The sequence below is a fragment of the Pseudomonas sp. AP19 genome (assembly GCF_001728855.1).
GTDB classification, from domain to species: domain Bacteria; phylum Pseudomonadota; class Gammaproteobacteria; order Pseudomonadales; family Pseudomonadaceae; genus Aquipseudomonas; species Aquipseudomonas fluorescens.
Map to the genome: position 1 here is coordinate 179,849 of NZ_LXJP01000004.1, position 26,555 is coordinate 206,403.

Genomic DNA, 26,555 nt, shown 5'->3' on the forward strand with positions numbered 1-26,555 from the left:
GATCAGGCTCCGCTCGATTGGGCGATAGCCGTATTGGAGAAGAAGTCCTCAAGACCGCTGAGCCGCAACGCTTCAATGACCGTCGGGCTATGGTTGCTCAGCAGCAGTTGCGCGCCCTCCCTGAGGGACTCGCGTTTGATGAGGATCAACAATTGCAAACCGGCGCTGTCCAGTTCGTCGACGTTGGACAAGTCCAATTCGACCTCATGGGCCAGCGGAAACAGCGACAACAACACGTCTTTTTGTTCACTGGCCGTGTAGATCGTCAGAGGGCCTTCCATGACCTGGATTCGACGCAGCATCGGGACGGGACTATTCATGGAAACCTCCTGGCCAGCGGTCGCCGGCCATCGCTAGGGCAAAATCAACTTGGAGACCGCGGTGAGCATCTGCGCCGGCTGAAAGGGCTTGACCATCCAGGCCTTGGCGCCGGAGGCCTGGCCTTGCTGCTTCATCGCATCGCTGGCTTCCGTGGTCAGCATGATGACGGGCGTGAATTTGTAGGCCGGCAACAGCCTGGCGGCCTTGACGAAGCTGAGACCGTCCATGTTGGGCATGTTCACGTCACTGACAATCAGGTGAATTTTGCGTCCATCCAGTTTGCTCAGCGCATCTTTGCCATCACAGCCTTCGATCACGTCGTAACCTGCGCCTTTGAGCGTGATGCTCACCACCTGCCGGATGGATGCCGAGTCGTCGACGATCAGAATGGTTTTGCTCATCGGAAAAGCTCCTCTAGAAAAAGGTGATTTCGCTGGCGTCGGCCTTGGCGTGTGGCTTGCCACCGTGAATAGCGTGTTGCTCAGGCATGGTGTAAGCCGTTGCAAGCTCTTGCAGCCATTGCTCACTGAGCATCGGGGCAAGGGCATGCCCGCTCAGGCTCGATTGGTGACGCTGATCTAACTGCTCCTGCAACTTGCCCAGGTCACGAGTGATCAATGTCAGCATTTGGCTGACGCGGTCCTGAAACTGCAGGGCCACCAACACCTGGGCTATTTCGTCGGCGACCGTTGCACTTTGCTGCTGCAGGTCATGGCTGTTACGCACAATGGTCTGGGCGTTGCCGCGAAAATGCTCGATAACCTGCGAGACCACCCGCTCCGAGTCGGCGAGGGTCAAGGTGTCTTGTTCGGCGTGGTGGCGGGACATTTGCACCGTGCGTGCAATCGCGGCGTTGACGGTAATCACCGTTTCACTGATCTTGCGCCCGGTCTCGCCGGACATACTCGACAACTTACGCACCTCATCGGCGACCACCGCAAAACCTCGCCCCGCGTCACCGGCACGGGCAGCTTCGATGGCCGCGTTGAGGGCCAGCAGGTTGGTCTGGCTGGCGATGTCGCCGACAAACTTGGCCATCTGCTGAAGTTGCTCAGTGAAGCTGGACAGCTGCATGACCTCTTTGAGTTCGTTCTCTTTATTGGAAAGCGCAGCACGCAGGGCCAGTACGATGGAATTAAGGTCACGTTGGCCGACTTCCAGTAAGTCGACCAGTTGCTGGGAAGCATCCTGGCCACCAAGGCTGGACACGCTGTGACTGATGTTTGCTGACAGCGTGCCGAAACGCTCGCTGAGCTTGAGGATGGCGGTTTCGCTGAGCTGGCGGGCGGCTTCTATCTGCCGGGACCAGACCGGAAGCACGCCCTGGCATACGTCTGCCAGGCCCGAATCGACGGCCAGTGCCACCGAGCCCGCGACCGGTTGCTCAAGCGGCTGGCACAGGCGGCGCCAATGCGCCTGGTGCGTGCGGTGTGCCCAAAGCCCCAGACCGATGCAAACCAGCAACACCACGCCCCCCGCGCCCACAGCCCTTGCGCCGAAGCCGTCGCTGTAGGCCACCGCAAGGCCGCCCAACAGGCCCGAAAAAGCGACGGGAAACATCGTCAAAGCAGCCGAAGGGGTGGGGGTCTGTTCGCTCACGATGTGTCTCCCAGTCAACGCAATCCTGACCGGTTGATCGGTGGTTAGATTGCTTGAGAGAGATACTGGCTAAATAATGGCATGACGACCATCAGACCATCCCTATTCTAGGGTAGGGATACCGGAAAATCGGGTAGGAAAATCCCTACCCAAATGTGCCGTTCAAGAAATACCCAAGGTCATGGCGAACCGAACAATGTCGGCGGTGGAGCTGAACCCCATCTTGTCCATCAGCCGGGTTTTGTGGGTACTGACGGTCTTGTTACTGATGACCAACTGTTCGGCGATCTGGTTGACGCTCATGCCGTGAGCCAGCAAACGCAGGATCTGGAACTCTCGATCGGAGAGGCTTTCGACAAAGGTCTGTTGCTTCAAGCCACTGCTTTGCAGCGCGATCTGTTCTGCCAGCGCGGGGTCGAGGTAGCGTTGACCGCTGACGACCCTGCGTATGGCCACCAGCAAGGTCTCGGGATCTCGGTCTTTGGTGAGATAACCGAGTGCTCCGGCGCGCAGTGCACGTTGGGCAATGTGGATTTCGTTATGCATGCTCAACACCAAAATCGGCAGCGTTGGGTACTGGGTATGCAGACGCGCGATCAAAATCTCGCCACTGATGCCTGGCATGTTCATGTCCAGGAGCAACAGGTCGATCTCGACCTGACGCAACAATTCAATCAGTTGCGTGCCACTCTCGGCTTCGGCCACTACCTGGACGTCGGCGACCAGCATGAACAACTGCTTGAGCCCCTCGCGCATGATGGTGTGGTCATCGGCGATCAGCATGCGAATCATCAATACGTTTCCTTGTGCATTGGAATGAACGCCTGGACAGTCGTGCCCTGTCCGGGATGGCTGAAAATGATCACTTTGCCGCCCAACATCAGGCCACGTTCACGCATCCCGGCCAAGCCCAACGTCTTGCCGCCGACCACGTCCGGGTCAAACCCCTTGCCGTTATCCTGAATTTCCAGCAACCAATGCGTCTCCTGCGGGCTCAGGGTGACGCTGACCTGTGTCGCGCTGGCGTAGCGGGCGATATTGGTCAACGACTCCTGCACGATGCGGAACGCGGCGGTAACGTGGCTTTCAGGCAGCGTCAGAGGAATTATAGGCAGGTGCAGTACACACGGAACCTGGGTCAAGGTGACGAATTCGGTCGTCAGCCATTCAAGCGCAGAGACCAGCCCCAGGTTCAACGCGGACGGTCGCAAGCTGGTAGAAACATTGCGCACGACCTGGATCGTTTTATCGGTCAGCACCATCAACCGCTCAACTTGGGGGGTGAGTTCAGGCGTCGTGGCGCCAAACTGGAAGCGCAATAACGAGATGCCCATGCGCAGTGCTGTCAGGTGCTGGCCCAGCTCGTCATGGATCTCCCTGGCGATCAGTTTGCGCTCCTCTTCGCGCGCCGTTTCGCGGCGGGTCGACAGGTCACGCAATTGTGCATTGGAGTTGGCCAGGCGCCGCTCGGCAGCACGCAACCTGGAGATATCGCGCCCCACCGCCAGTACGCTGACCACCCGCTTGCCGTCCACTTCGGGAACGAAGTGGATCAGCACCACTTTGGGCGCAGTCTTCAATCCCGAGAGTCGAAACTCCTGCTCCGTGGCTTTATTCTCTCGAATCACCTGAGCCACCAATTCGCAAAACAACTGGGACTGGTTATTGAGAGGGGCCACCGCGTCCATGGGCATTCCTGTCAGCTCCGGTGCGGCTGCGCCCACCCATTCTTTCAACCGTGCATTGACGTAGAGCACGTAGCCATGAGCACTTAACCGAGCGACAGCATCCGGGCTGTTTTCAACCAGCGCATTGATATCGTGCTGGCGTTCGAGCTCCTTCTGGCGAGCCCTGACCAACAGGGTAATGTCGCGGCCAATCACCAATATCCGTGAGCCCGCACCCGCAGTATCAGCCACTGGCACCAGGGTTAAATGCACGTGCCGCACCTCATTGCGAAGCACCATGCCCTCATCGGCCTCCACCACCCGCCCGGCGGTCATGCACTGCTCGCAGAGCCCCTGGATTTTTTGCGCATTTAAACGACCGAATATCGATTCGAGCGCCGCGCCGGTGACATCACCATGGGATTTGCCCAGCGCGTTTAACAACGCGGGGTTGGCCTCGACGCACTGCAGCCCGCTGGCCGGCGTCACCTCCAGCAGACAGAGCATATCCAGGGTGTGGTCGAAAATATTGCGGTAACGGCGCTCGCGCTCGCGCAGAAGTGATTCCGAGCGCCAGCGCTCAATAGCAATCGCAGCAATGTGGCACATCTGGCGCACGCGTTGAATTTCGCGCTCATGCGGCGCAGCGCCGAAAGGCTGGGATAACTCGAAAGTGCCCAGCACCTGGCCTTGTTTGTCGACGATGGGTTCGGACCAGCAGGCCGCAGGCATGCGCGCAGCCGCGCCGACATGTTCGGCCCCTACGAGCTGCACGCCGCAGGATCTGTGGGGCAAGGCCAATTGCAGATAACCCACGAGTAACGCCAGCGTTTCCTGCAGAGAAGCGCCCATGGCCATGTTTTCGAAAATACCCAGACGCTCGTCTTCCAGCACCTGCTGTTTGCGCATCTCCGTAATGTCGTGGGCCAGCGCCAGCACACCGATCACCGCGCCGGTATTGCTGCGCTCGGCCATCAGGCTGACCGCACAACTCACATAGTCGTTGCCATCAGCAATCGTCCAGGTGTTTATAAATTGCGCCGTTTCGCCCGTTTCCAAAACATGCCGCAATTGGCTCAGATAGTCACCCGCGTGCGCGTCAGGACGCGTGCCGATCGACTCGGCATAAGTCATTCCGGTCAACAGCAGAAAGGCCGGATTGACGTAGGCGCGCTGCAGGTTGCAGTCGTAACGCACGATGATATTCGGCGAGTTTTCCGCCAGCGTGAGAAATTTCAGCTCGCTGCCCATCAGCGTTTCGCGAAGCTGCCAGTTCTCGGTGATGTCTTCCAGTTGAGACACAAAGCAGGACGGTTGCCCCTGCTCGTCGCGCACCATCCCGACCGTCAACCTGACCCAGACCACCTGCCCGTTGCGGTGGATATAACGTTTATGCAGCGTGGCGCCATGCCTGGCACCGCGAATCAACTCTTCAATCAATTGCTTGCCGACGTCGCGGTCTTCGGGATGGGTCAGGGCCATGAAGGTCGTGGTTTGCAACTGCGCTTCGCTGTAGCCAAGCAGTGTGCAGGTGACGCCATTGGCCCTCAGCCAACGTCCGTCCAGAGCAACCAGCGCCAACCCCGTACCGGAAGAGTCAAAAATGGACCTAAGGGGAATATCAGCGAAACGTTCGTTTCCCGGATAAGGCGCCGCAGAGGCCATAACGGGGGTAATTTCAACAATAAAATAATGCGCCTGCCACCGCGTCATGGCTACGCTCAACCGACCTGACCCGGTGGCGGCGGCGTCGAAAAAAGCGCGTTCGTTGCCCTCCGCTTGTTTAACCGCAGCATAAAAAAGCCCGTGGTCTTCAGGCCGCAGCAGTGAAAGAAACTCGCCGGCCACGTCAGGGCATACCGCCTGTTGGCGCTGCACCTCCAGGAACGCCGGGTTGCCGGTGATAACCCTGGCATCGCGGTCCAACGCCACAACCACTCCCGAAAGACAGCCAAGCACGCTCTCGAGGGTTTTCAGCATCCCTTCATCAGCCATCACAGCTCCCAGAAGCATCCGTTGCCAATCATTCTTCCCGCCGGGAAATGCCGCATCACAACAATAATAAAAAGATTATTAGCCCCGGTTAAATAAGACCTTAGTCATCAACTAAAAACGCTGTCACTCAACCCGGTCAATTGAATACCTGCCTGGCGAGTCTAGCAAAGCCACGGTTGAACGAAGAAAATTAGCCAGGCAACGCAAAACATGCCTCGCGAGACCGCCAGTCCGCGCTCTACGCGGCAGCCACCCTGGCGTTGCTCGCACGTCGGCCACTTGAAAAACTTGGCGATCAATTAATATTAATCCGACGCTATAACGAATTAAGCCCGCGAGAATGAGCATCAACTTTAGAGCGCCGACTTAATTGCCAGAAACCGCCATTTTTGGAAGAACGTAATAGGGGGACGGTCGGCTTGGTATTGTGCAACCGCTTCCATAGAAAAAAGGCGCCTGTTTCAGGCGCCTTTTTCCTATGTTTGGCCGTGCCGGTAGAACCGATCCAGCAACGCCGGTAACCCCGCCCGCCATGCCCGTGGCTTGATGCCAAAGGTGTGGAGGATTTTCTTGCAGGCCAGCACCGCATGTTGCGGTTCATCGGCCGCATCCGGCCGTGCCGCGTGGGCCTGGGCGGTCGGGGACTCGATCGCCAGCGGATGGTAGTTGCGCGCTTCGGTGAGAATCGCCTGGCCGAGCGCCAATGGCGTGGTCGCCTCATGGCCGGCGTAGTGATACGTGCCCCACAGCGGCGCCGCGCAATCGAGTTGCTTGAGCACTGAGATGACTACCCGTGCGGCATCATCCACTGGCGTCGGGTTACCGCGTCGGTCGTCGGCCATCAGCAATTCATCCGGCTTCTCGGCACGGGCCAGGAAGCGCCCCAGGGTGCCGTCGACGCTGTCATCCAGCAGCCAGCCAAAACGCAGCATCACGTGTTGCGGGCAGGTGGCGCGCACGCTTTGCTCAATGCGCCACAACGCCTGGCCACGCAGGCCCAGGGGCACCGGCTCGTCCTTTTCGCTGTAGGCGGTGGCACGCGAGCCATCGAACACGCGGTAGCTGGACGGTTGCAGCAAGGTGATGTTGTGGTGTTGGCACAGTTCGGCCAGGCGCTCGATCGCGAACTCCTGGGCAGCCAAGCGGGTTTCGCTGACCGCTTCGGCCTGGAACCAGTCGAAATAGTAGGCGAGGTTGATCAACGCATCGGGACGGGTGTCGTCGAGCAATTGGGTGAGGCTTGCGGCATCCCAGCCGTCTTGGGGCGGTTTGGGTGCGAGGAAACCAATGTCTTCCTCTGCACCGAGGCGAATCAGCGCCTGCCCGAGGGCATTCCCGCCGCCCAGTAACATAAGGCGCATTCGCATAGAGTGTGCAGGCCCGGTCTGTTTGGAACGATGGTTATTATCGGCGGCCTTGTGAGCCATGCCGTGGGTGTTTGCCAGAATCGTTGCATTTTGCGGGTTTGTAGCGCAACCGTCACTTATAAAGTGCGGGGTTGCAAGTTGCACCGGTCGGCCGCATAAATTGTGAATGAGCCTTCCCGAATCAACGGACACGGTCCTGGACGGTTTCCACCCCGCCGTCAGCGCCTGGTTCCGCAGCACGTTCCCCTCGGTGACCCGCGCCCAGGCCCAGGCCTGGCCGTTGATCCGCCAGCGCCGCTCGACACTGATCGCCGCGCCCACCGGCTCCGGTAAAACCCTGACGGCATTCCTCGCGGTGCTGGACGACCTGGTGCATCAGGGCCTGGCCAACGGCGGGCAACTGCCGGATGAAACGTTGGTGGTGTATGTATCGCCGCTCAAGGCGCTGTCCAACGATATCCAGATCAACCTGCAAAACCCACTGGCCGGTATCACCGCGCAGTTGCAGGGCATGGGCCTGCCGCCGCTTGCGATCCGCACCGCCGTGCGCACCGGCGACACCCCGCAAAAAGACCGTGCGCAGATGCGCAAACGCCCGCCGCATATTCTGGTGACCACCCCCGAATCGCTCTATGTGCTGCTCGGCTCGGACTCCGGCCGGCACATGCTCGCCAGCACCCGCACGGTGATCATCGACGAAATCCACGCCATCGCCGCCGGCAAACGCGGCAGCCACCTGGCCCTCAGCCTGGAACGCCTGCAAGGCTTGTGCAGCGAGCCGCTGACCCGCGTCGGCCTGTCGGCCACACAAAAGCCTATCGAGGCGGTGTCGCGCTTTTTAGTCGGCACTGGCCGTGAATGCGCCGTCGTCGATATCGGCCACGCCCGCCCCCGCGACCTGGGTATTGAAGTGCCGCCGGTGCCGCTGTCGGCGGTGATGGCCAATGACGTGTGGGAATTGGTCTACGACCGCCTCGCCACGCTCGCCCGCGAACACCGCACCACCCTGATCTTCGTCAACACCCGACGCCTGGCCGAACGCCTGGCCCGGCACTTGAGCGAGCGCCTGGGCAAGACCTGCGTCGCCGCCCACCATGGCAGCCTGGCCAAAGAAATGCGCCTGGACGCCGAGCAACGGCTCAAGGCCGGCGAGCTGCAAGTACTGATCGCCACCGCGTCGCTGGAGTTGGGGATTGATATTGGCGATGTCGACCTCGTCTGCCAGATCGGCTCACCTGGCTCGATCAACGGCTTTTTGCAACGGGTCGGCCGCTCCGGCCACCAGGTCGGCGGCACGCCCAAGGGCCGCCTGTTTGCCACCACCCGCGACGACTTGATCGAATGCGCCGCCTTGCTCGACTGCGTGCGTCGGGGCGAGCTGGACACCTTGCACATCCCGGTCGCGCCGTTGGACGTACTCGCCCAACAGATCATCGCCGAAGTCAGCGCCCGTGAATGGACGGAGCAGGCGCTACTGGCGCTGATCCAGCGCGCCGCGCCCTACGCCAACCTCGACCCGCGCCACTACCAGGCGCTGTTGCAGATGCTCGCCGACGGCTATAACGGCCGCCAGGGCATCCGCAGCGCCTACCTGCACCGCGACGCCGTAACCCACACCCTGCGCGGCCGCCGTGGTGCCAGGCTGACCGCCGTGACCAGCGGCGGCACCATCCCGGATAACGCTGACTACAGCGTGTTGCTTGAACCTCAGAGCTTGAATATCGGCAGCGTCAACGAAGACTTCGCGGTCGAAAGCATCGCCGGGGATATCTTCCAGCTCGGCAACACGTCCTACCGGATCTTGCGGGTCGAGGCGGGCAAGGTACGCGTCGAGGATGCCCATGGCCAACCGCCGACCATCCCGTTCTGGCTCGGTGAAGCACCGGGGCGCAGCCATGAATTGTCGGCGGCCGTGGCGCGTTTTCAGGCGCAGTTGGACGCGCTGCTCAGCGCCACACCCGGCGACCTGCAACCCGCTCAGGACTGGCTCACCGCCAGCCTTGGCCTGAACCACGCCAGCGCCGAACAAATCCTCGATTACCTGGCCCGCGCGCGCCTGGCCCTTGGTGCCCTGCCGTCCCAGGACACGTTGATCATGGAGCGCTTTTTCGACGCCTCCGGCGGCACCCAATTGATCATCCATACACCGTTCGGCAGCCGCCTCAACCGCGCCTGGGGCCTGGCCCTGCGCAAGCGTTTTTGCCGCACCTTCAATTTTGAATTGCAGGCGGCGGCCAGTGAGAATGCGATCGTGCTGTCGCTGTCCACCAGCCACAGCTTTGAGCTGGATGAGGTGTGGCGCTACCTGAACAGCAACAGCGCCGAGCACATCCTGATCCAGGCGGTGCTGGATGCGCCACTGTTCGGCGTGCGCTGGCGCTGGAATGCCAGTGTGGCCCTGGCATTGCCGCGTTATACCAGCGGGCGCAAGGTCGCGCCGCAGATCCAGCGCATGAAGAGCGAAGACCTGATTGCCAGCGTGTTTCCCGACCAGATCGCCTGCCTGGAAAACCTCGCCGGCGAACGTGAGATACCCGAACACCCGCTGGTGGAACAAACCCTCGACGACTGCCTGCACGAAGCCATGGACAGCGAAGGTTGGCTGACCCTGTTGCGGCGCATGGAACGCGGCGAGGTGCGCCTGATCAGCCGCGACCTGCCCGCGCCCTCGCCCATGGCCGCGGAAATTCTCAGCGCGCGCCCCTACACCTTTCTCGACGACGCCCCGCTGGAAGAACGCCGCACCCAGGCGGTGCTCAACCGGCGCTGGAGCGACCCGCACAGCACCGACGACCTCGGCGCACTGGATGCCGAAGCCATCGCCGGCGTGCGCGAGGAAGCGTGGCCGGCCCCCAACAGCCTGGACGAAATGCATGAGGCGTTGATGAGCCTGGCCTGCATCGCCGCGGATGAGGTCACGCCGCAATGGGCCCAGTGGCTGCATGCCTTGGCCAAGGGCGGGCGCGCCTATCAACTCAAGAATGGCCTTTGGGTCGCCGTGGAGCGCTTGAGTTGTGTGCAGGCGATCTACCCCAACAACCTGCCGTTGCTGCCGGGCTTCGATGAGCCCTGGACTGTCGAGGATGCGCTGGCGGAAGTGCTGCGTGCCCGCCTTGGCGGGTTTGGCCCGCTGAGCCTGAGCGAGATTGCAGCGCCGCTGGCCCTGCCGGTGGCAGACGTCACGCCGGCACTGGCGCGCCTGGAACAGGAAGGCTACGTGCTGCGCGGCCGTTTCAGCCCCGGCGCCACGCACGAGCAATGGTGTGAGCGGCATCTGCTCGCGCGGATTCATCGCTACACGGTCAGGCGCCTGCGCCGGGAAATCGAGCCGGTGGCATTGCAGGACTTCATGCGCTTTTTGTTCGATTGGCAGCACCTGTCCGACGGCACGCGCGGCCACGGCAGTGCGATGTTGCCGCAGATTGTCAGCCAGTTCGAAGGCTACGCTGCCGCCACGTCGGCCTGGGACAGTGACTTGCTCAGCGCTCGACTCAAGGATTACACCTCGACCTGGCTCGACGAGTTGTGCCGCAGCGGCAAACTGGTGTGGACGCGCTTGAGCAACAAGGCCAGCGCCATTGCGCTGCGCAGTACGCCCGTGGTGCTGCTGCCCCGCAGCCAAGTGCCGTTGTGGAGCGGCCTGACCGAACTCACCGACAGCACCACGCTGTCGCCCAAGGCGCAGAAAGTCCACTTGGCCCTGCGCGAACACGGCGCGCTGTTTTTCGATGAGCTGGTGCACGAGGCCCATCTGCTGCGCAGCGAACTGGAGATCGCATTACAGGAACTGGTAGGCGCGGGGCTGGTGAACGCCGACAGCTTCGCCGGCCTGCGCGCCCTTACCACACCCGCCAGCAAGCGCCTGGCGCGCAGCAGCCGGCGCGGGCGCGGGGCGTATGTCGGCGGCATGGACGACGCCGGGCGCTGGGCCTTGGTGCGCCGCTCGTCCGCCGCCGCCGGGCCGCACTCGGCGGAGACGTTGGAGCACGTGGCGCTGACCTTGCTGCGCCGCTATGGCGTGGTGTTCTGGCGGCTGCTGGAACGCGAGGCGGATTGGCTGCCGAGCTGGCGCGAACTGCTGCACACCTTCCATCGGCTGGAGGCGCGCGGCGAGATTCGTGGCGGGCGGTTTGTCAGCGGGCTGGCGGGCGAGCAGTTTGCGCTGCCGGAAGCCATCCCGTTGTTGCGCGAAGTACGGCGCAGGCCGCATGACGGCAGTTTGATTGCCGTGTGCGGGGCTGATCCGCTGAACCTGGTGGGCACACTGCTGCCGGGGAACAAGGTGCCGGCGGTGAGCGGCAATCGGATTGTGTACCGTGACGGCGTGCCGGCGGCGGTGATGGTCGGCGGCAAGCAGCAGATTCTGCTGGAGCAGGATCTGCGGGCGATTCAGGAGAAGTTGATCAGGCATTGAAGTGGGTTGGCTTTGAGGGCCTCTTCGCGAGCAAGCCCGCTCTCACATTTTGACCGTATTCCAACCCTGTACTCGGTCGAGTGTGGGAGCCGGGCTTGCCCGCGATGAGGCCCGACCAGCCGTCCCATAGCTACTGGGTACGCGGCTGCTCCGTCAACACCCGCGACGCCGGCACCTCTTCATCCGGCTCATCCACCCGCGCCGTGCGCTTGGGCAACAGCACCTGCTGTGGATAAGTCTGCGCGAAGTGCACCGCATCGCAGTTATCCACAAGCTTTTTCAAGCGCTGGTTAAACGCGCGACTCACCGCATATTGCCCGCCCGACACCGTTCGGAATTGCGCGGTGAGCACCACGCCGTTGAGGTCCATCTTGTCCACGCCAAAGACTTCCAGCGGCCCTTGCAGGTTGTACTTGAGGAACACGTCATCGCCGATCGATTGCCCGGTCTCGCGGATCAGTTCCACGGCTTTGTCCACATCGGTGTCATAGGTGAACTGCACCGAGAAGAACGCATAGGCAAATTGCCGCGACTGGTTGGTGACCGCCTTGATCTGCCCGAACGGCACCGAGTGCACGAACCCCTTGCCGTCGCGCAGGCGCAGGGTGCGGATGGTCAGGCCTTCGACGGTGCCGGCGTGGCCGGAGTCGAGCACCACCCAGTCGCCGATGGACAACGTGTCTTCGATGATGATGAACAGGCCCGTGATGACGTCCTGTACCAGTTGCTGGGAACCGAAACCGATGGCCAGGCCGACCACACCGGCACCGGCCAGCAGCGGCGCCACGTTAATGCCAAGGTTGGCCATCGTGGTGATCGCGCAAATCACCACCAGCACAATTTTCACCGCGTTACGCAGCAGCGGCAGGATGGTTTTGACCCGCGTGCTCGGCTGGCGGCTGGAGCGTTTGTTCACCGGTGGCTTGAGCGCCTCCTGGATCGCGGTGTCGAGTACCACCCAGAACAACCAGGTCATCAGCAGGATCAGGCCGATACTGCTGAGCGAATCGCTGATCGCCCGGCCGACTGCGTTGCGCTGGGCAAATTCGAACAGCGACACGCCCCAGATGCGCCCAAGCAGTTCGATAAAGGCGATGGCCATCGCAATGCGCAAGATCGCGTGTAGCAGGCTGAGGAAGCGCTCCTTGTAGGCACTGCTGCGTTGGATCGCCACCTGGCTGCGGGACTTGAACAGGTGCTGTAAAACCGTGCTGAGGAACACCGTGCCGATCAACAGAATCGTGGTGAACAGCGCGCAACGCAGCGCCTTCTGGTTGTCGTCACCGGCACCGATCAGGTTGATTGCCGAGACCAGCACCATCAACAGAATCGGCCAGTACCACAGCCCGGAAAACACCCGCAGCGATTGCTGCAGCGCCGGGTGCTTGAGGCGCTGGGCCAACGGCCGGTTGCGGATCAAATGCGCGACCGGGCGACGCAGACGCACCACCAGCACGCCGAAAATCACCGCGGCAAACAGGCCGGTAAAGACCGCGATGCTGCTGGTGATATTGCCGCCGAGCTGGCGGGCGATTTGCGGGCTGGTCAACGCGTCGCTGAGGGCGGCGAGAAAGCCGATCAGGAACAGCGGCTTGGGGCAGTAGTCACGAATGATCTGCACCGCCGGGCGCTTGTGGCCGAGGTTGAACATGACGATCACGCACAACAGCATCGAGGTGGAAAAGATCCCGCTGCTGGTAGCGTAGGCGAAACACAGCGCCAGCGCGCGCCCCACTGACGTGGGTAAAAAGTGGCTGACGTAGAGGGTCAGCGGCAGGCAGATCAGCGCCGGGATCGTATACGGCAACACATACCCAAGCACCGCTTGCAGACGCGCGCGCCGCTCGACGAAACGCCGCCGACTCAAGCGCCGCACGATGACGCGCGCCAGCAGTGTCAACACCGCAAAGGCCCCCGCCCACACGCCGGACAGCAACAGGAAATCGCCTGCCACGCTCCACGGCGAACGTTCGGCGGTCTGGTTGACCAGGCGCCCCACTTCATCCGCCGCACGGTCGGCGCGCAAGCGCCAGGCGTCAATGAGGTTCTGATTGAGGTCGAGTTTGTCCTGCACGTCGTCAATGCTGGAGCTGATGGCCCCCAACAGGCCGCCTTCCACCAACAGCTCGGGCTTGGTTTCGGCTGCGGCTGTGGCCGGTGCGGCGGCGGGCGCCGGTGTCGCGGCTTGCAACGCACCATTGCCAAAGAACAGCAGCGCGCCAAACAGTAATGCAGTTTTTAGATTCAGCAAAACACCGGGCTCCATCAGCAAGGTCTGTAAGGAACTGACGGGTTTGAGCCTTGATCGTTCCCCCCGTTCGGCACCTTTGCGCCCAGGGCAAATATCAAATGCCGATCGCTGCCTTTTTCCGCATAGGCCAAACCCAGACACTGCGCTCCTGAATCACACCCACCGGAGTTGCAGCCATGCCTATTGCGTTGCTCGCGCTGACCCTCAGCGCTTTTGCCATCGGGACCACCGAGTTCGTCATCGTTGGCCTGTTACCCACAATCGGCGCCGATCTCGGCGTTGACCTGCCGTCCGCCGGCCTGTTGGTCAGCCTCTATGCCCTGGGCGTAGCCATCGGCGCGCCAGTGCTCACTGCCCTCACCGGCAAGGTGCCACGTAAATTACTCCTGCTGTCGCTGATGGTGCTGTTTACCCTCGGCAACCTGCTGGCCTGGCAGGCACCGAGCTATGAATCGCTGGTACTGGCGCGGATCGTCACCGGCCTGGCCCACGGGGTGTTTTTCTCGATTGGCTCAACCATCGCCACCAGCCTGGTGCCGAAGGAAAAAGCCGCCAGTGCGATTGCGATCATGTTTACCGGCTTGACCGTCGCGCTGGTCACCGGCGTGCCGCTGGGCACCTTTATCGGCCAGCACTTCGGCTGGCGGGAAACCTTCCTCGCCGTCTCGGCGCTGGGTGTGCTCGCCTTTATCGGCAGTTTGATCTACGTGCCGAACACCATCGCCCACAGCAAGCCCGCATCCCTGCTGCAACAACTGCAGGTGCTCAAGCAGCCGCGCTTGTTGCTGGTGTACGCCATGACCGCCATCGGCTACGGCGGTTCGTTTATCGCGTTTACCTTCCTGGCCCCCATCCTCCAGGACATCGCGGGCTTCAGCGCCGGCACTGTGAGCCTGGTATTGCTGGTGTATGGCATCTCGGTAGCCGCCGGGAATATCTGGGGCGGCAAGCTGGCGGACAAACGCGGCCCGATCAGCGCGTTGACAATCATCTTTGCGCTGCTCGCCGCGGTGCTGTTCATCCTGTCCCTGACCGCCAGCAACCCATGGTTGGCGCTGGCCACCGTCTGGGTGTGGGGCGCAGTCGCGTTCGGCAACGTGCCGGGCCTGCAGGTGTACGTGGTGCGCCAGGCCGAACATCACACGCCACAGGCGGTGGATGTGGCCTCGGGCTTGAACATCGCCGCGTTTAACCTGGGAATCGCCGGGGGCGCGTGGGCCGGCGGCTTGATCGTGGCGCACATGGGGCTGATCCATACCGCATGGATCGGCGGCCTGGTGGTGTTGGTCGCCCTCGCGCTGACCGCCTGGAGCGGACGCCTTGACCGACGGGGACCGGTGTATGCCGAGCCCTCGACGCGCGTGATGGCCGGCCACTGATCCCGCCGTGTCTTGAGCGTGCCGTCCGTAGGAAGGTGGAAACTTTCCTCGAAACATCGCAGTCAGCCTTAAACGGGGGCCACGCCCCCACTCTTTCACAGGAGCAATCATGGCTGCGATTCCCGACTGGGTGCCCATTACCCCCAGCGTCGCCATCACGCGCTTCACGGTGCTGACGGTCAATATCCACAAGGGCTTCACTGCGTTGAATCGACGTTTCATTCTGCCCGAGCTGCGTGAGGCGGTGCGCAGCGTGGGCGCCGATATCGTATTCCTGCAGGAGATTCACGGCACTCACGAACGCCACCCTCAGCACTACAGTGACTGGCCGAACATGCCGCAGTACGAATTCCTCGCCGACAGCATCTGGCCGCAATTCGCCTACGGTCGCAATGCGGTCTACCCGCATGGCGACCATGGCAATGCGCTGCTGTCGAAATTTCAGATCATCCGCTACGACAACCTCGACATTTCGCAAAGCGGCCATGAAAACCGTGGCCTGCTGCATTGTGTGCTGCGCTTGCCCGGCTCCGGGCAGGAGGTGCATGCGATCTGCATGCACCTGGGCCTGCGCGAGGCGCATCGCCAGCAACAATTGCGCTTGCTGGAGCAGCGCATTCGCGAGATCCCCGCCGATACGCCGCTGATCGTCGCCGGTGATTTCAACGACTGGCGCCAGCAGGCTGACCTGAGCGAGAGCGGCCTCAAGGAAGTGTTCGTCGAAACCCACGGCAAGCCCGCCCGAACCTTCCCGGCACGCCTGCCGTTGCTGCCGCTGGATCGCATCTATGTGCGCAATTTGAACATTCGTAACCCCAAGGTGCTGACGACCCGGCCGTGGTCGCATTTGTCTGACCATGTGCCGCTGTCAGTGGAGATCGAGTTATGAACGTTGCGGTAGAACACATCGCCACCGACCAGCCGCCGGATGAAGCGAAAGCGCGTGATCTTGATTACGGCTGGCAGAGCAACAACCAGATCGAGTTGCTGGAAAACGGCGAGGCGTACTTTCCGAGCGTCTTCGACGCCATGCGCAAGGCGCAGCGGGAGATTCTGCTGGAGACCTTTATCCTGTTTGAAGACAAGGTCGGCCATGAGTTGCAGGGCATTCTGATAGAGGCGGCGCAACGTGGCGTGAAGGTGGTGGTCAGCCTCGATGGGTTTGGCTGCGGCGAACTGAGCCCGGCCTTTCTCGGCGAGCTGGCAGCGGCGGGTGTGGAGGTGCAGATGTTTGACCCGGCACCAAAAATGTTGGGGGTTCGCACCAACTGGTTTCGCCGCCTGCATCGCAAGATTGTGGTGGTGGACGCCACCGTGGCGTTTATCGGCGGGATCAACTTTTCTGCCGACCACCTCGGGGATTTCGGCCCCGAAGCCAAACAGGATTATGCGCTGCGATTGACAGGCCCGGCGGTGCCCGACCTGCATCATTTCGCCCTTGCACAAAGTGGTCGCCAGGTGCGCACGCGGCGCGGCTGGCGGCGGCGCCAGCAACGGCCCGCGCTGTGGACAACTGATAATAGCGACGGGCTGGTGCGCCTGATCTACCGCGACAACGTGCAGCATCGCGACGACATCGAAGAAGCGTATATCCACGCGCTGAGCAAGGCCCAGCAACGTGTGGTAATCGCCAACGCGTATTTCTTTCCCGGCTACCGCCTGCTGCGCGAAATTCGCAACGCCGCGCGCCGTGGCGTGCAGGTGCAATTGATCATGCAGGGCCAGCCTGATGTGCTATTGGCCAAGCTGGCGGCGCGCATGCTCTATGACTATTTGCTCAAGGACGGCGTGGTGATTCACGAGTATTGCCAACGCCCGCTGCACGGCAAAGTCGCGCTGGTGGATGACCATTGGAGCACCGTGGGTTCAAGCAACCTCGACCCGTTGAGCCTGTCGCTGAACCTGGAAGCCAACGTGCTGATTCGCGACCGCGCCTTCAACCAACAGCTGTATGAACGCTTGGCCATCCTCGCCAAAGACCATTGCCGGACCATGCCGGAAAACCGCAAGCCACGGCTGTGGCTGTGGCGATTGACCGTCGGTTTCCTGGTATTTCATGTGATGCGCCATTTCCCCGCGCTGACGGGTTGGCTACCGGCGCATAAACCCCGTTTGAAACCATTCCAGAGCCAGCCCGATGAACGCTGATACTGAGGGTTCGCGATTCAAACGCTGGAAGAAGCCGCTGACGATTGGCTTCTTCCTGCTGCTGATCGTGCTGTTCACCCTGCTGGCGCGGCGCATCGACTGGAGCGAAGTGCTGCAGACGCTCGGCGACTTCAAGCTGCGCACATTGTTGATGGCCGGTGGGCTGACCTTGTGCAGTTTCCTCGTCTACGCCAGCTTCGACCTGATCGGGCGCACCTATGTTCGCCAGCCATTGCGCTGGAAGCAGATCTTGCCGGTGGGGATCATCAGCTACGCGTTCAACCTCAACCTGAGCGCGTGGGTCGGCGGGATCGCCATGCGTTACCGGCTGTACTCGCGGCTCGGGGTGAGCACCAGCAATATCGCGAAGATTCTTGGGCTGAGCCTGGCGACCAATTGGTTTGGTTACATGGCATTGGCCGGCGTGGTGTTCAGCAGCGGCTGGGTGACGATGCCGCCGGGCTGGAAGGTCAGCACCGATGCGTTGCAGGGCATTGGTGTGTTGCTGGTGCTGGCCAGTCTCGGGTATCTGGCGGCCTGCCGGTTTTCGAAAAAACGCGCGTGGTCGATCAAAGGCATCGAGATCAATTTACCGTCGCTGCGCATGGCGTGTTTGCAGTTAGCGTTGGGCGCGTTGAATTGGTCATTGATGGCGGCGGTGATCTTTACCTTGTTGCCGGCCAAGTTGGACTATCCGTTGGTGCTGGGGGTCCTGCTGATCAGCGCGATTGCCGGGGTCATCACCCATATCCCGGCCGGGCTGGGGGTGCTGGAGGCGGTGTTTATCGCGCTGATGCAACATGAAGCGTCGCGCGGCAGTTTGCTTGCCGGGTTGATTGCCTACCGGGCGATCTACTTTATTTTGCCGCTGCTGATTGCGCTGGTCATGTACCTCGCGGTCGAAGCCAAAGCCAAAGCGTTGCGGGTGAAGAAAACCCCTGCTTGACCAGGTGTTGAAGGCTCCCCAAAGCGCCGCCGTTATTGGGATTGGATGATGCTCAAGCGCTCGCCCACGACCATCTCGGTAATCCAGTCGACCAGGATCGACGTGTAGGCCTGCTGCGACACCGGATCGCTGAGCGAATGGTCTGCGCCGTCGATGATGCGGTGGGTCAAGGAGTGGGTCTGCTGGCATGCCGCGCGATAGCTCATGATGGTGGCGTGCGGCACATGGTCATCGGTTTGCGATTCGACAATCAGCACATCGCCGGTGAATTGCGCACAGGCATGCAGGGCGCGGTTGGTTTCGGCGTGCACCCGTGTGCTGCGGTAATCCATCAGGTCGGCCTTATCCAGGTCGCGCTTGGGTTTGAGCCATTCCTGATCACGGTAAAGCGCCGGCACCCGCAGCGCCAGCCAACGCACCGGGCGCAATGAGGTGAGAATCGCCGCCAGGTAGCCACCATAACTGGTGCCCACCACCGCCACCGCCGAGGTGTCGATGGCCGGGTGTGACAGCAACCGGTCGTACGCGGCCAACAGGTCGCGCAGGTTGTCTTCGCGAGTGACACGGGACAACGGAATACCGGTGCTCGCATGCCCACGCAGGTCGAACGTCAGGCACACACACCCCAAGCCGGCGATGCCTTTGGCCCGCTCCAGGTCGCGCTCCTGGCTACCGCCCCAGCCGTGCACAAACAGCACGCCTGGGACCTTCGATTTGGGGGTCAGGAACGTGCCGCTCATCTGTTCGTCGTCGATATCGATCGCAATGCTTTCGCTTCTAGCCGTCATAAGAATTAACCGTCACATACTTGAGAAGAAAGTCGCTGTTTTCGGCCGGGCCGCGGTACACCTCAATGGCATCCGCCGGCAGCGCCTGGTCCACGTAGGTTTCCACCGAGGACACACGAATAGCGCGCAGGCCGGGGTTATTGATGAAGCTCTGCAGCGCCGCGACCTCTGCGCTGCTGGCGCCCCCCATGCGCCAGGACTGTTCAAGCACGCCGCTGCGGCGTTGGCCATCACTGTCCAGGCCTTGGGCGATGTCGTAATTGCGTCGTGACGCGTAGAAACCAGGGTAGGCCTGGTTGGCGGCGCTGTCGAAAACCCGCGCCTGCTCGATGGCCTCACGCACGTCGGCGGGCAGGTCGAGCATTAACAAGTCCTCGTAAGCACCGGGCACCACCAGTAAGTCGGAGCCGCCGTAGACGTCTTCGCCCTGCCCGTCCTGAGTGAGGTATTGCTCGCCGCAGTAGCTGAACAGGTGATCGCCGATAAAACTCTGGCCCACGCTATGGGTGACTACCTCGTGCAGGTCTTGCTCCAGCACCACGCCCTCACTGAACAACTGCGCTGCATCGGGCCGGGCCAGCAGGGCCTCGAATGCGTCGACACTGTGGATAACTTCCTGGCCGCGCCCAGCGCAGGCATGCACGGGCTTCAGACGAATCGGCCCGCGACTGAGCAAGCGCCTGGCAGCGGGCCGCGCATCCTGCAACGCGAACACACTGAAACCCTCAAGAACAACGTCGCGCACGCGCTCGCCAAACAACGGCGACCAGCCCTCAGGCGCCGTGGCATCCGGGCTTAACAGGCCATGAGTGATGGCTTTGGTGCAGATAAAATCGTAATCGACATAGCCACCCCACAGGTCTTGCGGCCCTTTTACATTCAGCCGCAGTGCTTGGGCCGCGCCGATCAGGGTTTGCGTGGGCAACAGATACAGGTCACGGTCGCTATGGCGTTGGGGGTCATAGCTGCCGCCGAATTTAAGCCCGAGTATCTGCGCCAGCCATCGCGCCAAGGCGCGGTTGGTGTCGACTTCGTGCTGCGGCGCACCGTCTCTCGTGGAGTGAGCAACCACCCATTTTTTTCGTTGAGTCGGGGTCATGCGTCCCCCTTGGCCATCCTGCCATGTGTGTGTGTGCAGAGAGGGTTGCACGGATCAAGCCAAGGCGCGGCGGAACAGGAGGGTTGTTAAATCAATCCGTTACTGAAAAAGTAATGGCAGTAGGCCTGCCTGATTCTGCACGAAGCCGCGCTAAATACGCGGCGTTCTGCACGACTCGCCCCGCCCTCTTCTCCGGTGCCAGCTAAGATACTGGGCCTATCCACCCATCATGAGAACCCGTTATGGCCAAGCAAGCGCTCATCCTGATCGACATACAAAACGACTACTTCCCCCAGGGCAAGTGGCCGCTCGACGGCGTAGAGGCTGCGGCGGACAAGGCAGCCCAGCTACTGCAGGCGTTTCGTCAGGCGGGCGATGCCGTGATTCATGTACGCCATGAGTTCACCTCCGAAGACGCGCCTTTCTTCACGCCGGGTTCCGAGGGCGCTCACCTGCACGCCAAGGTGCTGAACGAAGGCAGTGAGCCAGTGGTGCTTAAACACTTCGTGAATGCGTTTCGCGGCACCGATCTACAGGCCGTCCTGGAACAACGCGCCATCACCGAAGTGGTGGTGGTTGGGAGCATGAGCCATATGTGCATCGACGGCGTCGTGCGCGCGGCCGCGGACCTGGGCTACAAGGTCACGTTGATTCACGATGCGTGCGCTACGCGGGATCTGGAGTTCAACGGGCAGGTGATTCCGGCGGCCCAAGTGCAGGGGGCTTTTATGGCATCGCTGGGCTTTGCCTACGCCAGCGTGATGTCGGCGGATGAGTATCTGCAGAGCCAAGCGGCGGCTGTGTGACCACCGCTTGTTTGCCGGGTTTCAGCGCGTTGCGATGATGAACAGGCGCGGGAAGGGCAGTAACACGGTGCCATCGGCCAGGGCTGGGTAGGCCTGGGTAATCCGCGCCTGGTAGTCCTGCAGGAACGCGGTTTTTTCGCTATCGGACAATGGCGCGAGAAACGGCCGTAACGCCGAAGCCTTGAACCACTCCACCACTGCCGCATGATCCGCCAGCGGGTGCAGGTAAGTGGTGCGCCACACGTCGACAGTGCTGCAATGTTTGCTCAGCAGCTCGTAGTAGTAGCTCGCTGTGTGCCGCTCATTGTGTTTAACCGCGCCAATCTTTACCGACCATGGCCCTTCGGCCGCGACTGCGCGAGCGAGTCGATGGGCAGGCTCGTCGAGGTTATCCGGAGTCTGCACCGCCAGTGTGCCGCCCAGCGTCAGTTGGTTGATCAGGTGCGGATAGAGCGTGGCGTGATTCGGCAGCCATTGCAGGGAAGCGTTGGCCAGAATCACGTCGAAGGTGTGTGCGGGATTCCAGGCGCCGATATCCGCTAATTCGAAGTTCAGTGCCGGCAGGCGCTTGCGGGCATCGACCAACATATCGTCGGAACTGTCCATACCGGTGACGTGCGCCTGCGGGAAGCGTGCGGCCAATACCTCAGTGGAATTGCCAGGGCCACAGCCCAGGTCGACGGCGGTGCGCACGTCGGTTGCGGGAATCGCCGCGACCAGGTCACGGACCGGACGCGTACGTTGTTGTTCAAACATCGTGTACTGCTTGGCTGACCAGGTCATCGCGGCGCTCCTTCTTTTTGAGGTTGGCGACAGCCTAAATCTTGTGAGCCATGAGAACAAATGCCAGGATTGGCAACCTCCCATACCTTGAAAGTATGCCTATGTTGGAACTTCGCCAGCTTAAAGCCTTCGTGGCGATTGCCGAGGAAGGCTATATCACCCGCGCCGCAGAACGCCTGGGCATGCAACAACCGCCGCTGACGCGAATGCTGCAAAGCCTGGAAGCCGAACTCGGCGTTGTATTGATGGAGCGTTTGCCTCGCGGTGTGCGCCCGACCACGGCTGGACTGGCGTTGCTGGATGAAGCGCGCGCACTCCTGGCGCGGGCCGACGATGTAGCCGATGTGGTTCGTCGCGCGGCTCGGGGTGAACGGGGCCGACTGGCGATTGGGTTTACCAGCTCGGCGGCACTGCATCCTTTTGTGCCCAGCATAGTGCGGCTGTTTCGCGAAACCTTTGTCGGTGTCTCGGTGGTGCTGGAAGAAGCCGGCACCGGTGAGCTGCTGGACGCGCTGGCCCATGAAAAACTCGATGCCGCGTTTATCCGCTCGCCGCTCACTGGCACCCGCTCGCTGCAGGACGAACCGATTCTGGTGGAGCCCATATTGCTGGCGCTGCCGACCGACCATCCGCTGGCACTCGACGCTCTATCACCCCTGCCCTTGGCCGCCCTGGCAACCGAAGCGTTTGTGCTTTACCGCCGCCGCGTAGGGCTGGGTTTGTATGACGCAATTCTGGTGGCCTGCCGGGAAGCCGGGTTCAGCCCGCAAGTGGTCCAGGAGGCACCGCGCATGACCGCGACGCTGAGCCTGGTGGCGGCGGGCCTTGGGGTATCTATCGTACCGGCGTCGATGCAACGGTTGCGCGGCGACGGCATTGTTTATCGCGAACTCACGGAGTGCCGCAGCCTGGTAGCGCCGTTGCATTTGGCGACGCGCCTCGGTGACGGCTCGGCGGTTTTGCAGCGTTTCAAGGAGCTGGTAGTGACAGCGGCTGCGAGGGAGGCTTGAGCGTGGGCAATAAAAAATGTCCGCAGTCAAGCGATTGTTGAAATCAGCCTGATGGCCGGAAGTCTATATGGGGTGCGGGTTTGGCTCTACTTCGGGCCGCCTTGCGGGGCTGTGGCGTTGTGGGCTGGGAGCCACATAGGAGCTTCGCGGTAGAAAGCCCGAGCGTGCTGCATCGGGGGCGGTTGCCTGCAGGCGGTAGCCGCGTTTGGTCTTCATAGCCCAATCGGTCGCCGTCCTCCAGAATGAAGAACGCGCAGCCTTGGGCTGCGCGTTTGAGGGATGGCCGCCAGCGGAAACCGGCATCATCAGCTTGGCTTCGGCGGCGCGGCCTTGCCCGCGCCTCCCTTCCTGAATCCCCGATCTCCGACCATGAAGGCTTCTAGCATGTGCGGAATTAGCACCGTGGCATCGACCGCCTCGCCGTAGGTCTGCGCGTGCAGCGTAGCGTAGCGGTCGAGGTCGGCTTTCAGGCTGGCCGGGCAAGCAAAAGTCAGCTTCGTGGATTCCGTTTTCGGCAGCGGCCCGAGCCGTAGCTTGCGCGTCGTCATCGCGAAGTCCCCCTGTTGAAGAAAAGTGGCTGGTACGGCCGCAGCACCAGATCGCGGTTGACGATGATGCGAACCGGCAAGCCGGGGCGCTCCGTCAAGGTGGGCTGGATGTTGAGGTTGCGCCGGGTCATCTCCTGACCGACCTGATTGATGCTGTCCTGGGCGCTATCGCGGCCGGCGATGATGACGCGATCACCGTCCTGCCGGTTCTCCGGCGCAGCCAGTTCGGCACCGATGCCCAGTAGCGTCGTCAGTGCCGCACCGGCAAAGACGCGATCCCAATGCCAATCCACATCATCTTCCAAGCCGGCGTAGCCGGCCGGATCGGTGCCGGCCAAGTTGTCGAGCTTGAGCGAAGACGTGTCGGGCAGGATGATCCGGTTCCACACCACTTGCACGCGGCTCTGCCCGTAGCTGACCTGGCTGTTGTATTTGCCCAGGATGCGTGACCCCTGCGGGATCAGCAGGAACTTGCCGGTAGCCGTGTCATAGACCGGCTCCGTCACTGTGGCGATCACATCGCCCGGCAAGTCCGACTTGATGCCCGTCACCAGCGCCCCGGCGACCACCGTTCCGGCCATGACCTGATACGGCGACGCCGGCAGCGTCAGGTTGCCGGAATCACGGGCTTCCGTGGTTCCGGCTTTCTGGAATGCCTCTTTCTGGTCTTGCCGGTTCTGCACGGCGGTCGGGTCGGCGGGCTGGGCCGCCGTCGACGCAGGCCCGGCCGCCAGCGGGTCGAAGGCCGCATTGGCGGTGAAGCCCGGCGCAGCGGCTACCTGTGTCTGCGCCACCGGCGCGGCCTTCTGCGAACCAGAGCGGAAGAACACCGCCGATGCCGCTGCTGCTTCGGCTTCCTTGCGCAACGCGTCGTTGGGGTCGTTGCCGGGGGCCGCGTAGGCGGCCGTCACCGGCTGCTGCGACTTCACAATGGCCGGGCCAAGATCGCCTGGCAGCGGCGGCCCCAACTCCGGCACGGATGCCGCCAAGGGGGGCGGCAGCTTCGAGTAGTCCGCCGGCAGCGCGTCCAACCCTTCGGACTTCGAGACGCGATCGACGTTGTAAAGCTCGGTCTGCTCGCCTGCACCGCGCCGCTGCGGTTGCAGCGACCACATCAGCGCGCCGAGCACAGCGACCGAGAGACCGCCGACGAGGATGGCCAGCGTGCGCCGGTTCAGGCGCGTGACCGGGCGCGGTTGGGCGCGCAGCGCAACTGCCTCGGGTGCCACCTTGCCCGCATGCGGCGTGGCGAGGTCGGGAGTGTCGTCCTGGCTCATGGTCAGTTCCTCCGCGCCAAGCCATCCGTGCGTTCGATACGCACCACGTCACCCTTGTCGCCGCCCAGGCGCAGTTCGGCCGCGCCGAACAGCCGATCCACGATGTAGTAAGGCGAGCGAAAACGGTAATTCACCAGTTGTCCGTCGCCCTGCGCGCCGATGACGAACAGCGGTGGCAGCTCGCCTTGGGCGATTCCCGGCGGGAACTGGATATAGACCTTCTCGCCATCGTCGAAGGCGCGCAGCGGCTTCCACGGCGGATTGCTGCCTGAGACGGAATATCGGAAGCGGATCTTCTCCAGCGACAGTCCGGTATCGACCGGTGCGGCGGCGCTAGCCGCCTGCGACTGGCGCTGCAAGGCCAACATCCGGTCTTTTGGGTAGTCCCAGGACACCGACGCCATCCATGCCTTTTCCGTCGAGGTCAGTTCCAGCAGGTATGTTCTGCGACTGGTGGTGATGACCAAATTCGTCTTGAGGCCTGAGCGGATGGGCTTGACCAGCACATTGATGCGCATCGCGTCGCCGCTGCCGCTGGACGTGTCACCGACGATCCAGCGCACGGTATCGCCGGCTGCGACCGTCACTAGTTCCTCGCCCGGCTGCAAGGAAACCACGGTCACGCGTCCCGGCGCGGCATAGACTTGGTAGAGCGCACCATCGGTGAAGGGCCACACCTGAATCGCATTGACGTAGCCCTCGCGCGTGGGCGCGATGCGCGCCTCGGCATTGGCACGGGAAACGCGCACCTTCTCATCGGCCGGCTCCGGCTTAGCCGGGGCCGCGTCCAACTCGTGCAGCGGCTTCAACTGCGCTGGCAGCGCCAGCGGCTCGGGCATGGCGACGACTTCCACTGGAGCAGGCGGCTCCGGCAGCGGCTGTGCCTGCACCGGCTCATCGAGCGAAATGGACGGAGGCGGCTTGCCCTGCGAAGCGCAGCCCGACAGGGCCACCACGGTCAGCGCGAAAGCGTATAAGCGGAAAGACAGGTTCATGGCTTGGCTCCTTCAGAAGAATCCAGTTCGCGGCTCCACGACAGGCCGTTGACGTAGATACCCAGCGGGTTCTTGCGCAGGCGCTGTTCGGTGCGCGGGGTTTGCAGGACGGTGGAAAGCACCGCGTTCCATCGCTCGGTCCCGGCGGGGGCACCGTTGATGAACCGTTGCTCCGTCCAACGGACGTTGAACGAGGCATCGCTGGCGCGTACCACGCTGGTGATCTGCACCGTCACCGACTCGCGGCCAACACGGGCGAAAGGATCGTTCTTGCTGGCGTAGTCGTTGAGCACCGCCGCGCCTTTGTCGGTGGTGTAGTCGTAGGCGTCCAGCCAGTTTTGCCGCACCACGATGGGATCGATAGACAGCGAGCGCACCAGCGTCACGAAGCGCGCCAGGTGGTGCGCGATCTGCGCATCGGCGGGCCGGTACGGCGTGGCGGCTTCGCCGACGGCGCGCACCTGCCCCGACTGATCGACCTCGATGACGTAAGGGGTGACGATGGACTGCGCCGAGCGCCACACCAGGCCACCGGCCATCAGCAGCGCAAGCGTGAGGCAGCCGAAGGCCATAAAACGCCAGTTCTTGGCCTGGACGCGGGCCGAGCCGATGCGCTCGTCCCACACCTGCGCGGCGGATTGGTACGGGGTGGCAGGCTGCGGCGTGTCGGCATAGCGCACCTGCGGGCGTTTGAATCGCATAGGGTTCTCCTTGGTGGTCAGGTATCGGGTCACGCATCGGGGCGCAGGCTTGGGCCTTGCCCTGAGCCGCCGCCGTCGCCACTGCGCAGCGTGTGGGCTGCGGTGGTTGCGGCATGGGTGATCTGCTGGCGGCGGTGCATCCGCTTTGCCCAGGCGGGTTGCTCTTGCTTCGGCGCGCTGGCTGCGCCTTCGCCTGCGGCGGCCTGGCCGGAACCGGCAGCGCCGACATCCGCACCGTTCCATCCTGCCCGGAAGGAGTCGGCCACCTTCTGACCGGCAGCGGAAGCGCCCGATGCAGCTCGGCGGCCTGCCGCTTGCGCGCCGGTCTTGGCGACATTGCCGAGGCCCGCAGCCGCGCCTTTAGCCCCGCCGCCCGCAGCGGCGGAACCGGCCTGGAATGCGGACTTGGCGCTGCTGGCCGCCGACGTGGCGGCGCGTGCGCCGCTCCCGGCCAGCTTTGC

Annotated in this window: 21 protein-coding genes and 1 pseudogene; 7 read left to right on the plus strand and 15 right to left on the minus strand. The window is 62.5% G+C overall.

Annotated features, from left to right (window positions below; all coding sequences use genetic code 11):
- Positions 1–2 precede the first annotated feature (2 nt).
- From A7D21_RS06015 to A7D21_RS06040, 6 genes are all read right to left on the minus strand, one after another.
- Positions 3–320 carry a lipid asymmetry maintenance protein MlaB gene (locus A7D21_RS06015; protein WP_069551247.1) on the minus strand — a complete coding sequence of 106 codons (318 nt, stop codon included), beginning with the start codon at positions 318–320 and terminating at the stop codon, positions 3–5.
- A 33-nt stretch (positions 321–353) separates the two neighbouring features.
- Positions 354–722, minus strand: coding sequence for a response regulator (locus A7D21_RS06020; RefSeq protein WP_053258253.1), 369 nt, complete (start codon positions 720–722; stop codon positions 354–356).
- Between the two features lie 13 nt (positions 723–735).
- Positions 736–1,881 carry a methyl-accepting chemotaxis protein gene (locus A7D21_RS06025; RefSeq protein ID WP_069551248.1) on the minus strand — a complete coding sequence of 382 codons (1,146 nt, stop codon included), beginning with the start codon at positions 1,879–1,881 and terminating at the stop codon, positions 736–738.
- A gap of 201 nt (positions 1,882–2,082) precedes the next feature.
- A complete protein-coding gene (locus A7D21_RS06030) occupies positions 2,083–2,712 on the minus strand; it encodes a response regulator transcription factor (RefSeq protein WP_053258255.1) in 630 nt (209 codons plus the stop codon).
- The gene (locus tag A7D21_RS06035) at positions 2,712–5,582 is read right to left on the minus strand and encodes a PAS domain S-box protein (RefSeq protein ID WP_256555996.1); all 2,871 of its coding nucleotides are present in this window, start codon (positions 5,580–5,582) and stop codon (positions 2,712–2,714) included. Before A7D21_RS06035 ends, A7D21_RS06030 begins: the two co-directional genes overlap by 1 nt.
- A gap of 476 nt (positions 5,583–6,058) precedes the next feature.
- Positions 6,059–6,949 carry a sugar nucleotide-binding protein gene (locus tag A7D21_RS06040; RefSeq protein ID WP_083272158.1) on the minus strand — a complete coding sequence of 297 codons (891 nt, stop codon included), beginning with the start codon at positions 6,947–6,949 and terminating at the stop codon, positions 6,059–6,061.
- Positions 6,950–7,115: 166 nt separating this feature from the next.
- Here A7D21_RS06040 and A7D21_RS06045 point away from each other — a divergent pair, with 166 nt between their 5' ends.
- Positions 7,116–11,363 (plus strand): DEAD/DEAH box helicase, encoded by a 4,248-nt coding sequence (locus A7D21_RS06045; protein ID WP_069551251.1) that lies wholly within the window; start codon positions 7,116–7,118, stop codon positions 11,361–11,363.
- A gap of 130 nt (positions 11,364–11,493) precedes the next feature.
- Here the strand turns inward: A7D21_RS06045 and A7D21_RS06050 are convergent, their stop codons facing one another.
- Positions 11,494–13,614 carry a mechanosensitive ion channel family protein gene (locus tag A7D21_RS06050; protein WP_069551252.1) on the minus strand — a complete coding sequence of 707 codons (2,121 nt, stop codon included), beginning with the start codon at positions 13,612–13,614 and terminating at the stop codon, positions 11,494–11,496.
- Positions 13,615–13,790: 176 nt separating this feature from the next.
- Between A7D21_RS06050 and A7D21_RS06055 the strand changes: the two genes are divergently transcribed.
- The 4 genes from A7D21_RS06055 to A7D21_RS06070 all read left to right on the plus strand — a co-directional run bounded on the left by A7D21_RS06055 (position 13,791) and on the right by A7D21_RS06070 (position 18,087).
- The gene (locus tag A7D21_RS06055; RefSeq protein WP_053258260.1) at positions 13,791–14,993 is read left to right on the plus strand and encodes an MFS transporter; all 1,203 of its coding nucleotides are present in this window, start codon (positions 13,791–13,793) and stop codon (positions 14,991–14,993) included.
- A gap of 109 nt (positions 14,994–15,102) precedes the next feature.
- Positions 15,103–15,882, plus strand: coding sequence for an endonuclease/exonuclease/phosphatase family protein (locus A7D21_RS06060; RefSeq protein WP_069551253.1), 780 nt, complete (start codon positions 15,103–15,105; stop codon positions 15,880–15,882).
- Positions 15,879–17,141, plus strand: coding sequence for a cardiolipin synthase ClsB (gene clsB / locus A7D21_RS06065; protein WP_069551254.1), 1,263 nt, complete (start codon positions 15,879–15,881; stop codon positions 17,139–17,141). Before A7D21_RS06060 ends, clsB begins: the two co-directional genes overlap by 4 nt.
- Positions 17,131–18,087 (plus strand): lysylphosphatidylglycerol synthase domain-containing protein, encoded by a 957-nt coding sequence (locus tag A7D21_RS06070; RefSeq protein ID WP_053258263.1) that lies wholly within the window; start codon positions 17,131–17,133, stop codon positions 18,085–18,087. The genes clsB and A7D21_RS06070 overlap by 11 nt, the downstream gene beginning before the upstream one ends.
- A 32-nt stretch (positions 18,088–18,119) precedes the next feature.
- Here A7D21_RS06070 and A7D21_RS06075 read toward each other — a convergent pair whose 3' ends face one another.
- On the minus strand, positions 18,120–18,875 hold the full coding sequence (locus A7D21_RS06075; protein WP_069551255.1) for a S9 family peptidase: 756 nt from the start codon (positions 18,873–18,875) through the stop codon (positions 18,120–18,122).
- Positions 18,865–19,974, minus strand: a complete 1,110-nt coding sequence (locus A7D21_RS06080) for a DUF3182 family protein (RefSeq protein ID WP_053258265.1) — start codon at positions 19,972–19,974, stop codon at positions 18,865–18,867. Before A7D21_RS06080 ends, A7D21_RS06075 begins: the two co-directional genes overlap by 11 nt.
- A 242-nt stretch (positions 19,975–20,216) precedes the next feature.
- On the opposite strand from A7D21_RS06080, the gene A7D21_RS06085 reads away from it, so the two are divergent.
- Positions 20,217–20,780 carry a cysteine hydrolase family protein gene (locus A7D21_RS06085; RefSeq protein WP_053258266.1) on the plus strand — a complete coding sequence of 188 codons (564 nt, stop codon included), beginning with the start codon at positions 20,217–20,219 and terminating at the stop codon, positions 20,778–20,780.
- Positions 20,781–20,801: 21 nt separating this feature from the next.
- On the opposite strand, the gene tam is transcribed toward A7D21_RS06085, so the two are convergent.
- Positions 20,802–21,563, minus strand: a complete 762-nt coding sequence (gene tam, locus A7D21_RS06090; protein ID WP_053258267.1) for a trans-aconitate 2-methyltransferase — start codon at positions 21,561–21,563, stop codon at positions 20,802–20,804.
- 101 nt (positions 21,564–21,664) lie between these two features.
- Here tam and A7D21_RS06095 point away from each other — a divergent pair, with 101 nt between their 5' ends.
- Positions 21,665–22,573: a LysR family transcriptional regulator gene (locus A7D21_RS06095; RefSeq protein WP_141718199.1), complete on the plus strand. Its 909-nt coding sequence runs from the start codon at positions 21,665–21,667 to the stop codon at positions 22,571–22,573.
- 305 nt (positions 22,574–22,878) lie between these two features.
- Here A7D21_RS06095 and A7D21_RS06100 read toward each other — a convergent pair whose 3' ends face one another.
- The 5 genes and pseudogenes from A7D21_RS06100 to A7D21_RS06120 all read right to left on the minus strand — a co-directional run.
- The gene (locus A7D21_RS06100) at positions 22,879–23,121 is read right to left on the minus strand and encodes a DUF2274 domain-containing protein (protein WP_004883121.1); all 243 of its coding nucleotides are present in this window, start codon (positions 23,119–23,121) and stop codon (positions 22,879–22,881) included.
- Positions 23,118–24,398: a TrbI/VirB10 family protein gene (locus tag A7D21_RS06105; protein ID WP_004883119.1), complete on the minus strand. Its 1,281-nt coding sequence runs from the start codon at positions 24,396–24,398 to the stop codon at positions 23,118–23,120. The genes A7D21_RS06100 and A7D21_RS06105 overlap by 4 nt, the downstream gene beginning before the upstream one ends.
- A 2-nt stretch (positions 24,399–24,400) precedes the next feature.
- The gene (gene trbG / locus A7D21_RS06110; protein ID WP_004883112.1) at positions 24,401–25,393 is read right to left on the minus strand and encodes a P-type conjugative transfer protein TrbG; all 993 of its coding nucleotides are present in this window, start codon (positions 25,391–25,393) and stop codon (positions 24,401–24,403) included.
- On the minus strand, positions 25,390–26,094 hold the full coding sequence (gene trbF, locus A7D21_RS06115; protein WP_004883108.1) for a conjugal transfer protein TrbF: 705 nt from the start codon (positions 26,092–26,094) through the stop codon (positions 25,390–25,392). Before trbF ends, trbG begins: the two co-directional genes overlap by 4 nt.
- Positions 26,095–26,123: 29 nt before the next feature.
- Positions 26,124–26,555, minus strand: a pseudogene (locus tag A7D21_RS06120) (P-type conjugative transfer protein TrbL); the annotation flags it as partial.